General features: G+C 39.0%; 12 protein-coding genes. 8 read left to right on the top strand and 4 right to left on the bottom strand.

Annotation, left to right across the window (positions count from 1 at the left end; all coding sequences use genetic code 11):
* Positions 1-5 precede the first annotated feature (5 nt).
* Positions 6-266, bottom strand: coding sequence for a hypothetical protein (locus AC2JBO_RS33970; RefSeq protein WP_496958050.1), 261 nt, complete (start codon positions 264-266; stop codon positions 6-8).
* 178 nt (positions 267-444) lie between these two features.
* On the opposite strand from AC2JBO_RS33970, the gene AC2JBO_RS33965 reads away from it, so the two are divergent.
* From AC2JBO_RS33965 to AC2JBO_RS33950, 4 genes are all read left to right on the top strand, one after another.
* Positions 445-774 carry a hypothetical protein gene (locus tag AC2JBO_RS33965; RefSeq protein WP_496958049.1) on the top strand — a complete coding sequence of 110 codons (330 nt, stop codon included), beginning with the start codon at positions 445-447 and terminating at the stop codon, positions 772-774.
* 374 nt (positions 775-1,148) lie between these two features.
* The gene (locus AC2JBO_RS33960) at positions 1,149-2,399 is read left to right on the top strand and encodes a hypothetical protein (protein WP_496958048.1); all 1,251 of its coding nucleotides are present in this window, start codon (positions 1,149-1,151) and stop codon (positions 2,397-2,399) included.
* Between the two features lie 124 nt (positions 2,400-2,523).
* On the top strand, positions 2,524-2,895 hold the full coding sequence (locus tag AC2JBO_RS33955; RefSeq protein ID WP_496958047.1) for a hypothetical protein: 372 nt from the start codon (positions 2,524-2,526) through the stop codon (positions 2,893-2,895).
* A 103-nt stretch (positions 2,896-2,998) separates the two neighbouring features.
* Positions 2,999-3,304, top strand: coding sequence for an HNH endonuclease (locus AC2JBO_RS33950; RefSeq protein ID WP_496958046.1), 306 nt, complete (start codon positions 2,999-3,001; stop codon positions 3,302-3,304).
* A gap of 137 nt (positions 3,305-3,441) precedes the next feature.
* Here AC2JBO_RS33950 and AC2JBO_RS33945 read toward each other — a convergent pair whose 3' ends face one another.
* Positions 3,442-3,684: a CTB family bacteriocin gene (locus AC2JBO_RS33945; RefSeq protein ID WP_496958045.1), complete on the bottom strand. Its 243-nt coding sequence runs from the start codon at positions 3,682-3,684 to the stop codon at positions 3,442-3,444.
* Between the two features lie 736 nt (positions 3,685-4,420).
* Between AC2JBO_RS33945 and AC2JBO_RS33940 the strand changes: the two genes are divergently transcribed.
* Complete coding sequence (locus tag AC2JBO_RS33940) at positions 4,421-4,975, top strand: Uma2 family endonuclease (RefSeq protein WP_496958044.1); 555 nt, start codon at positions 4,421-4,423, stop codon at positions 4,973-4,975.
* A gap of 437 nt (positions 4,976-5,412) precedes the next feature.
* Here the strand turns inward: AC2JBO_RS33940 and AC2JBO_RS33935 are convergent, their stop codons facing one another.
* Both AC2JBO_RS33935 and AC2JBO_RS33930 read right to left on the bottom strand, forming a co-directional pair.
* Positions 5,413-5,778, bottom strand: a complete 366-nt coding sequence (locus AC2JBO_RS33935) for a hypothetical protein (RefSeq protein WP_496958043.1) — start codon at positions 5,776-5,778, stop codon at positions 5,413-5,415.
* Positions 5,779-6,619: 841 nt separating this feature from the next.
* A complete protein-coding gene (locus AC2JBO_RS33930) occupies positions 6,620-7,162 on the bottom strand; it encodes a hypothetical protein (protein ID WP_496958042.1) in 543 nt (180 codons plus the stop codon).
* Between the two features lie 331 nt (positions 7,163-7,493).
* On the opposite strand from AC2JBO_RS33930, the gene AC2JBO_RS33925 reads away from it, so the two are divergent.
* The 3 genes from AC2JBO_RS33925 (at position 7,494) to AC2JBO_RS33915 (ending at position 8,876) form a co-directional block, all read left to right on the top strand.
* Complete coding sequence (locus AC2JBO_RS33925; RefSeq protein ID WP_496958041.1) at positions 7,494-8,267, top strand: hypothetical protein; 774 nt, start codon at positions 7,494-7,496, stop codon at positions 8,265-8,267.
* Entirely contained in the window at positions 8,268-8,459 is a 192-nt protein-coding gene (locus tag AC2JBO_RS33920; protein ID WP_496958040.1) for a hypothetical protein, read from the top strand. It begins immediately after the preceding gene.
* 129 nt (positions 8,460-8,588) lie between these two features.
* Positions 8,589-8,876, top strand: a complete 288-nt coding sequence (locus AC2JBO_RS33915; protein WP_496958039.1) for a hypothetical protein — start codon at positions 8,589-8,591, stop codon at positions 8,874-8,876.
* The last annotated feature ends 760 nt before the right edge of the window (positions 8,877-9,636 follow it).

Genomic DNA, 9,636 nt, shown 5'->3' with positions numbered 1-9,636 from the left:
GTATATTAACTAACGCTAATACTCCGTATAAGTACGCTAATTACCTCACCTGGGTTGGAGCTAGGTAGAAGTGGACTCCAATCTGTTATATTGGCGTATCCTAGCTGATGTAGCACTTTAATTGTGCCTTTAACCGCGCGTTGCGAACCTGTGAGAGTGTGTTTGATTTGTTCACGCTCTGGCGCCGTATTACCTGTAGGTAAAGGTAATTTTTCAAGAGTTTTATCTGTGTCGATGAAAGCTTTAACTTCTGTTGATTGTGCCATGATTTTTTCGTTGGGTTATACAAATTTACTTTGTGCTGGTATCGTCAACTAACTTCATATATCTTAACCTAACTTTACCATTTAGTAACTAAAAAGAAACTAAATTGTTACAAAATGGTGACTAAAAGGTAACTAGAAGCGGTAAACTATTCAAATCAACGTAAATACAACATTACTTATGGTTAGGAAACGTGACAGGAGATTCCCTGTAAATCTGCCTATTATCAAAGAGATACGTTTATCTTTGTGGGGACATACAAGGGGAGTATCAAAAACTCGTATGGCAGAAGCAATATTAATAGAGAAAGTCTCGAATGCAGATAACTGGAATGAGGTTTGTAGGGACTTAAAACAAGAAGCTGCTGTTCGTAAAATTTCTGTAGAAGAGTTAATAAAAGAAGTCTTACAATCTGATGGTTACGAAGAGTCTATAGAATTAGATGGTGTGGACTGGACTTGTTTACTTGATAACGAAGACCCGTTAATACCAGAGGAATTAGAAGAATAATAGCACCGCTCAGAGACCTCAACAGCGAAGCTCGTGGCCCCGAAGGCTTGTTTATGCGACTGTAAATACCTGTTTTCGCTGAATTGTTAAGTTTTGTTACAAATACTTGTAAAATTCCGGATTCATTGTAGATAACGGAATAACTACCAAATTTCAATTCATTCAACTAGTTTCTGAGTAAACTGGTTTTTAAAAACTCCGGGTGCAGAATTTAATATTACTCTTATTGCCTTTAAAGCATTACAGCTTCTTTATCGGCGCCGAATAATTTATCAGGGTATTCGCTTCTAATTTTTCACTGTGCTAAAAATACTTTATTTTCCTCTCAAGGAATATAAAGCAATTTGTCTTGAATAATTATCACTCAAATATCAATGGTTAACAATCGCAATTTATTAAGTTCAGAGAAGACTCAAGAATTTATCCAAGAGTTAGCATTTTCTATGACTGCGACTCCTGGGGACAGGATACATATCCAGATTGGTAAAAATCAAGTTTACACGGGGGTCATTGGGCAAGAACCAGAAATGACTAAGCTTACAACCGCGCGCGCGCAAGTACTGCGAACCGTCATAACTCAACCAGAAGCAAGCTCCAATATCAAACAAAGAATTGTACTAACACACAATGAACAAGAAGTGTTTGTGTTTGAATTTGGGCAAGTAATCTTAAACAAATTAATTTCAGAAAAGGTTGTACCTATGTTGCAAGCAAGTGATACAGTGTCTTTGTTTGAGTCAGATATCAATGATGTAACTAGTAACGTCAAATCTAACTTACCAGAAGATGATAATATACGCGCGGTAACTCTTCAGTTCCTAGAGGAGAAGGAAAGACTTGTACAAATTCAGCGTGAGGAAAACTCTAAAAATTGGCTATGGTATCAAATTGCTAAAATTGAAGATGGACGTAGTGAGTACGCTGGTTCTGTCTCTGTAAACGTAATTCGAGAACTGGCTATTAGTAAGGCGCCTGTCCCAGAAAACCTCATCAGTGAAAGAGATGCTTCAGTTACGCGCGCTTCACAATTTGTAGTGAAAATTGCCTTAAAGGTAATCTCCATTGAAGGTAAAGAAGTTGTTCCAGGTGTTAAAACATCAACACTTATGGGTTACACAATTACTTACAATGAAGCTACAGGAGATTTATCAATAGATAAACCCAATCAAACTTATCTACGTCACGATACAGGTAAGATAGAAAGAAGTTACCGTCCTGATGGTATCCTCAAAGCTAAATATCAGGACATTACCTACAACAAGTTACTAACAAGAGACTTAGGGAACTTTGATTACATCGAATGTAGATTACTGACCTTTGAATGTTTATCAAGTCTAAATGAGATGGTAGAGGTTCACGGTAAACAATGTAAGGCGCCTATTGAAACATGGGCAGGAGGTAAAAAAGAGGATGCTAAGATAGAAAACACACTCGCTAAATCTTTTATTTCCTACAAAGCAAACATTCAAATCATCAAATTAGGAAAACATCTTCAAGTGAGAGATTTAGAAGGTAACTTAATAATGAAAGCTTACGGGGATAAAGTTGAGAAACCAATGACGCGCGCGCAGCTAGAAGACTGGACGGCAAGATATACACGCTTTACAGCAGATAAAGCAGCTTAAACGCGCGGGTGGGTACAGTCGCTATCCACCCCGTGCGCGCGCTCTTTTATCTACGTTCATGCTTCGGGGGCGCCAATTCTTTATATAAAATAAGCTCAAGATAAAATTTAATTTAATTAATACCATGAAAAACTTTCCAGTTTGCTCAATTAATTTAGAATGTCCACAAAAAGTATGTCCTAACCGTAGCAGTTGTGAAGATGCGGCTCTTGCATGGGAACTACCATTTTACCGTAATCAGGATGGCTTATTTGTAAAACCTATTATTTACCGGACAAGATGGGAGAAACAAGCATATAGTTCAATAGTTGGCACTTTACCTTATTGCCCTCTTCCTAGTGGAGATTATTTGCTTATTTGGGATGGGGGAGAGCATGAATATTTAATCAGAGAACGAATTGAAGAATCTTTGAATGAAGCTGGTTGGGCTGCTGCAATTTCCTTACCAACAAATAATATTGGTGTGGAAGATGAAGAATTTGAAGAGATATGTTGACGCGAGCGTTACTGCTTATCAAAAAAACATCATCTCCATCTTGGGCGCCCAAGTCCTCTATAATAAATTGTTATTTCTAGTGGTGCTATTCGGTGTCCTTGTTATGCCAAAATCTAATAATCGTTATCCTGAGAATTGGGCGGAATTATCAAATAATATTAAAGAGTTAGCCAACTGGCAGTGTCAAAAATGCGGTAAAGTTTGCATTAAATCAGGCGATAAAATGCCCGATAACTGGACAAAATCTCAACGTCATGCACATAAATTACAGGTTCACCACTGGGATAGAAACCCAGAGAACAATTCTACTACTAATCTTGCCGTTTTATGCAGTGGGTGTCACCTGTTTTATCACAATAGAAGACGAGGTAATATATCACCTGGACAGTTATCATTACTGGAATTGTAATAACAGTTAGCTAATACCAGATTAACTATTAGTGGCGCCACTGGCTGTTATTTCACCCCAAAAACGGCGCCACTATTTAAAATAGAGGCGCCGTGTAAAATTATCCCAGAAGTGATTGTCGGTTGAAGAGACTATAATTACTTAACAGCAATAGCTTGACCAGCAGTGCTGAAAATTTCTTGTAAGTTAGTAACAGAACCAGTGTAGCTACCACCTGGACCCGCGAAAGTTTGTTGACCAACAGCTAAATTCTTCTGTTTAAAGCTATTAGAAGCATCCGAAGCAAAACCACCAATATCACCTAAGCTAATAGCCAAACCACCAGCTACAGTATCAAGTTCGTCACTAGATAATTCAACTGCGTTAAATTCGTTATTCATTATCTTATCTCCATTAAATATATTGTTAGATTTGAAAGCTTGCAGCACTCGCTGTTCGCTTTCATGTTTTTATAATAGGAATCTCCCTTGAGCTTACACATCACAATAAAGCTTGAATTGTAGCAATACTTTTTATGGGCAAGGCGCCTAATACTAAAGTTGGAGTTGCCCAAGTATGTATTAGGCGCCCCCATTGCAGTCTGTCAAGAAAACGCTATTTTGTTTTTGTTATCGAATCGACACGTCATATCATGTCCGGGAGCGTAACCATAATAAAATCATTGTAGAGACGCGATTAATCGCGTCTCTACGTGACGTGGTAATTATGGGTAATCAACCGGACATGATATCAGGCAGCCCGATCTATCAGTATTCCCCATGCAATCAAAAACACTCTTCGATAAGGCTGCTTTTTCATGGCTGAGTTTTCCACGCCTTATCTGTAATCAGTAGATTCAGCCAGAGTTCGCCATTGTGCCGTTTCTTGCTCGACGTAAGCGTTTTTCTCAGCAATTGCCTTAAGGGTGTCTGTCCCTAAAGGCAACCGCAGAGGAGGAGTATCTGCGTTGACGATCTCAAGGATCGCCTGGGCGAGTTTGGTCGGATCTCCCGGTTGTTGATAGTTCAGTTCAGACGCGTGCACCCTTTATAAAGTATCACCCGGTAAGGTTTGCGGCTTCTAGTAACACCTCCTCAAAGCAGGTAAAATCGATGTAACCGACTAAAGGCGAAAAATATGACTGCCATAGCCAAACCCATCACTTTAGAGGAATTCCTACAATTACCCGAAACCGAACCTGCATCTATTTACATCGGCGGACAAATTTACCAAAAACCAATGCCACAAGGAGAACACAGCTTACTACAAGCCGAACTTTGTGAAACGATTAACCGTATCGCCAAGCCGAAAAAAATTGCTTTGGCTTTACCCGAACTGCGTTGCACATTTGGCGGTGCGGCCATAGTTCCTGATGTTGCAGTATTTCGTTGGGAACGCATACCCCGTACAGAGTCAGGGAGAATTGCCAACCGCTTTGAAAGTCATCCCGATTGGGCAATAGAAATTCTTTCACCTGACCAAAATCAAACCAAAGTTATTCGCAACCTGTTGCACTGTTGTAAAAATGGTACAGAACTAGGGTGGTTACTTCTTCCAGATGAAGCTAGCATTTTTGTTGTACACCCTGACCAACGCATTGAATTACTAGAAGCTCCCGACTTACTTCCCGTTCTCAGTAATATTGATTTGTCACTAACCGTCGAGCAAGTTTTTAGCTGGTTGAATATTTAAGTAAGGATAAGAAATAAGGAAGAAGCCTTCAAACTTTTAACTTCTTCCTTCATTGTTTAATTATTCAGTTATTGGTTGATAAATATGCTGCAAGAAAAAAGAATTGCATGAATTCTTTAAAATCATCCCCGACATCAACCATACCCTCCGGGTGCGTCAGTTCCCTCTCTTACAGAGTTGGGCGGAGAGCAGCGCCCTTCGGGTTACTCTGTCCCCTCTCTTACAAAGTTGGCGGTGTCGGTTTCCGTCCCCGAACTTGCGCGACTCGAGGGGAACCCCCGCACGGCAGTTCTCTTCGCCAAACTCACGAACCTGGCTGCACTCACCGCGTAGCAAATTTTTGATTCAGCTCTGCCACAGTAAAATTCTCCACCCACGAAATCTAAAATTGAGGGCGCCGAGTGCTTTTTTGTAACGCTCGGCAGGAAGCAGCGCGCTTAATAATATGCTTTACAGCTATTATTATCTCCTGACAATTGATACTGAGTGCTAATACTTGCCCCAGGTTTTAGAGGTTGACTAAGAACTAGTTGCCCTTTTGTACTAGTAGGATTACCAGCCCAATAAGCTTGCCAACGTAATGTTGTTCCTGCTGGAATATCTTTTTGAGTACTGTTGGTAATAAAAGGAACTTGTGTAAATTCTTTTACAAATGTCGCTACACAATTAAGCTGAACTTGGCGAGTTACGGTCAATTCCGGAGATATAGAAATAGAATTTGCATATGTAGGAGATAAAGCACTTATTGCTGTAATTACCAATGAGGCGCCGGAAATAGCCAAAGCAAAGCAACGTTTTAACATAATATTATCCATCCAAAATATAATTGTTTATTCCCATATTTCTCACTTTTACGCTTCTTATCCTTATAATGTTTACCTACACAAAACGATTCAAAAGTTCGGTACTGTGCGAAACGTATTGCATAAGCACTTTATAAGTTTGTTAAAAGAAGGAAATTTGGAAATTTGGGCTTCTGTTCACTACTACTTGGACTGGTTGTGTTTTATGCACCCTCGACAACACTGAAGCTCAAAATTTTCTAAATCGTTCCCTTACAAGCATCGTGCTTTCGGCGCCCGTTCTCGATATTCAAACGATACGTATCTATTTTTAAAAATTAGTATCAGCCCGTAAGCCAACGGCGCTGTGCATTATAGACTGGCGCCAGTATACCTTGTTCGACGCTGACTATATTAATTAGGACTTGTGTAATTTTTGCTACAACATATGTGTAAATCTTAAAAGTTCCACCATTGGTGAACATTTTAAGATTTTTATAACAGCGCCAGTTTGTTCATGTTTAAACTATGTAGCGCCAGTTATAGTGTAAGCATAGTTTAAATATAGAGATACGGTTTTAATATGTCAGATTTAACAAATGCTTTGGATATAATTTTTAATTGGTTACAGCAGAACCAATCCTTAGTACTATTCTAAACATGAGAGTTCCGATGTATTGAAATTATCAGGCGCCGTCTATTTATAACTAAGTCGCTCTACTTGTGATTGTTGAGACTTGTTACTCCATATATGTATTTATGAATTCGAGATGCTGTTGGGACACACAATTACATGCCGAATATACTTAGCTCCACTCCAGGCAGTTCGCCAATAATGGTACTCACGCTCGGTTGAGCGATTTTATTGTTGTACAGGATAATACAACTGCTCAGTTTCCTTCCACTCCCAACCATAAGGACGGGGGTCACGGCTCTTGGTATAACTGATAAACTCTTTGGGAGTTAAATTTTGGCGCTCCTTTAAGAGAGTTTTTGCATCCAATCCTAGGCGCCTAGCTAAGTTTTCATGAGTGAATGACCCTAGTTCAAGGGTCGGTTGGTGATGGAGATTGTACGTATTTGAACGACGTGCATTATAGTTACCTCTGTTGTTTGAGATGCCCGCGCGCGTGAGTTGTTCGAGAGCTTGTGTTATTGCGTCCAGCTTACTAGTAAATTTTGATTCGATTTTATCCAGACGTTTTTCTAGCATCTCGACCGATTTGTTACTCGGCGCCAAGTCGATATCGTCGCTGCTATCAAACTCGATAATCACATCCTCTAACGCTTGTAGTAGCGCTATTGTGTGTTCTTCTCTATGTAACCTTGATAGCTCCCTAACTGCGGGTATTAATGCAGTGGGGACTCGAATCATCTCGCTTGGTGATGCTTTTTGGTTGTTCATTTGATATCGGCTTTGATATCTACATGCAAATTGTAAAAGGCGAATGTTGGTTGTAAATCTATACTGAGTGTTAGATATGGCTATAAATAGAGTGATTGTAATATTTCGACACAATCCACAACGTGTATATGGCGCCGAGCTATTGTGAGACAATTTAAGAGCATTAAGACTTTAGAATTGACTTGATTTTAATTTGTTTACCTTCGTTATAAAATGGCGACTAACACAAATTAATGAGACTCAGGCTTAAAGCAATGACTAAAGCTAAAACATTTAACGTTGATGGAAGATTTCAAAATATTTATAAAATATTTATAAAATAATAGAAGGAGTGGCTGAAAGTTTTAATAAAGAACATCTCGATAATCGAATATTTTTAATATCTCAAACAGAACATATTGTTATATATAAAAACCCTAGTCCAATTGATGACTGCTCTTATGAGAATATGTGCTTGACAATAGAGCGTTTATTTTCATATTTAAAAAGTAATTATCTTTCTTATATAGAACTTAACATAAGATTAGAGTTTGCATCGTTAAGCCTTGAAGATATAGAGGCAGTTCAAAAAACATCAAATTGGTTTTGGAGTTCGTTGATAGAAGCATATATTTATAATTACTTGTTCGATTATCCTATCGATTCTTTATTATTTCAGCAAATAGTAAATAGAAAGTTTAAGCCGGATAAAGCAGATTGTTTAAAAATTAAATTCCTTGAAATTTTGCGTCGGCAATGGAATGATTTAAATGATATTGTTAGTTGGTACTTGGCAATAGTGCCTAATCTGAGTTATTGTGAAAAGACTAAAACACAACGATTATTATTTGAAAATACAGAAAACTTTTCAAATAAAGAATGGTCGCTGACTACCGGACGTAATTTAAGTGTGATGCTACCTTTTAAAATTGATGAAGAAATAATTTTAAAATACTATCATATTTTACAAGATTGGCAAGACCTTAAAGATTACTATGCGCTTATTCGATTCATAAGTATCTTAAAATATTCTGACCAAATAGTAAACCACCCAAAAATTTACGTTCCTAACAGAAGTATAAAAATCAAACATAACCATAATTTTACGTTCCAGATACTGTTTTAATTGCATCTCTATTTTTTGAACGGCGCCGTTCGGAAACTTCGCTCCAAAGATAAAACCACATTACAAGCGTGCAGGTTGAATTGTTCTGTGGCAAAAGCGCAGTCCAGTTCGGTGACGATTTGTTTACTGTTGGAAGTCGGCGCCTGGTTACTACCTCAAAAATTTAAAAATGCGCGGATAGTAACTGTATAAACGGGGTTTGCGCTCCTCATAAAAGTGCGGAGTGTGTTTTTTCCCAAAGTCCAATCAATAAGTAGGTAGGGACGAATAAACAAACGCTAGTATGTGAACAGTAGCCCAAAAATTCACCATTGCATTTTTATGACAAAGAAAAAGGGACTATCACTTGCCGAGCATCAAGAGTTAGGCGCCAAACTTCAACGGATACGTTCCGAGTTACGCGACGCTTATTCCCAGTTACAAGCTGCGTATGGTAAATCAAGCCACCCCTGTAAGAAGTTGGATGCGGCTGTATTAAATTTAGATGCAGCTCGTTGCGAACTGGATAATTTTGCACTTGATGAGAATCTCGGTCGTAGTGCAGAAGAAAAGGAAATTGCGCTTACTAGTTATTATGGGAATCCACTTGTTAACCGCGCTAACTCCTAAAAATGCGCTCCTTTTAATTTGGTCTCTCCTTATATATATAGGAGAGGCGCCATTTATTGGGGTACATCTAACCAGGCCGCGTGACATTCCACGGAGCGTAAGTTTTCTGGGAGGGTTTTGTTTGTGAGCAGCACTGTATATTTGTTCTTGTTCACACGCCTCGTAGTTGATTGTGTAGACTTTCACCACTACGCCCTCTTGCCCGTCTTGACAATCTCCGAATGTATGCGGCTTGATTCGTACTCTTGTTACTTTCTCAATAACGCTCGGTCGCACCCCACTTATTGTTGCTGGCACCTCAGTTACCACTCCATTTTGCACCCCTGAATTCCTTGTAGATTGGGCATCGCACTCATCCCACTCCAAGTTGCCTTTTTTAATCGACTTTGGGATTGATGATTCTTTTGGAGTGTTTGCATTGTTGTAAGTCTAGTTATCTAGGAACTGGTTTATTTTTTCATCCATATTTGAGCAGTTGGGGTGAGATGGGTGGAGGTTTTGATTTGATTGGTTTTCTTGGGGTGGCACCTGTGGTGGAATTGGGGTGCTAGGAGTGCTTGTTGGGGTGGGGGTGTTGTTTGTTGAGAATGTATTATTGTTTGGTGGTGTGGGTTTATTAGGACTTTAACTAGCGAAGCTGTCACTAACCGCCATGCGATGCCCCAAAAGCTTCTACAGAAAGCATCATAGAAAAAATTGGCTCTTGCGTACTTAACGTGCTAAATTAACATGATAATGCCAAGAAAGTAAAGCTCTAATT

The organism is Calothrix sp. CBUCES-K 9914, from assembly GCF_059640475.1.
The sequence above is the reverse complement of the archived record's forward strand: the minus strand, read 5'-3'. Positions and strand labels throughout refer to the sequence as shown.

Coding starts and splice junctions, on each gene's coding strand:
- AC2JBO_RS33935 (WP_496958043.1), bottom strand. CDS start 5,778: ATGTTAAAACGTTGCTTTGCTTTGGCTATTTCCGGCGCCTCATTGGTA.
- AC2JBO_RS33945 (WP_496958045.1), bottom strand. CDS start 3,684: ATGAATAACGAATTTAACGCAGTTGAATTATCTAGTGACGAACTTGAT.
- AC2JBO_RS33930 (WP_496958042.1), bottom strand. CDS start 7,162: ATGAACAACCAAAAAGCATCACCAAGCGAGATGATTCGAGTCCCCACT.
- AC2JBO_RS33955 (WP_496958047.1), top strand. CDS start 2,524: ATGAAAAACTTTCCAGTTTGCTCAATTAATTTAGAATGTCCACAAAAA.
- AC2JBO_RS33950 (WP_496958046.1), top strand. CDS start 2,999: ATGCCAAAATCTAATAATCGTTATCCTGAGAATTGGGCGGAATTATCA.
- AC2JBO_RS33965 (WP_496958049.1), top strand. CDS start 445: ATGGTTAGGAAACGTGACAGGAGATTCCCTGTAAATCTGCCTATTATC.
- AC2JBO_RS33970 (WP_496958050.1), bottom strand. CDS start 266: ATGGCACAATCAACAGAAGTTAAAGCTTTCATCGACACAGATAAAACT.
- AC2JBO_RS33915 (WP_496958039.1), top strand. CDS start 8,589: ATGACAAAGAAAAAGGGACTATCACTTGCCGAGCATCAAGAGTTAGGC.
- AC2JBO_RS33940 (WP_496958044.1), top strand. CDS start 4,421: ATGACTGCCATAGCCAAACCCATCACTTTAGAGGAATTCCTACAATTA.
- AC2JBO_RS33960 (WP_496958048.1), top strand. CDS start 1,149: ATGGTTAACAATCGCAATTTATTAAGTTCAGAGAAGACTCAAGAATTT.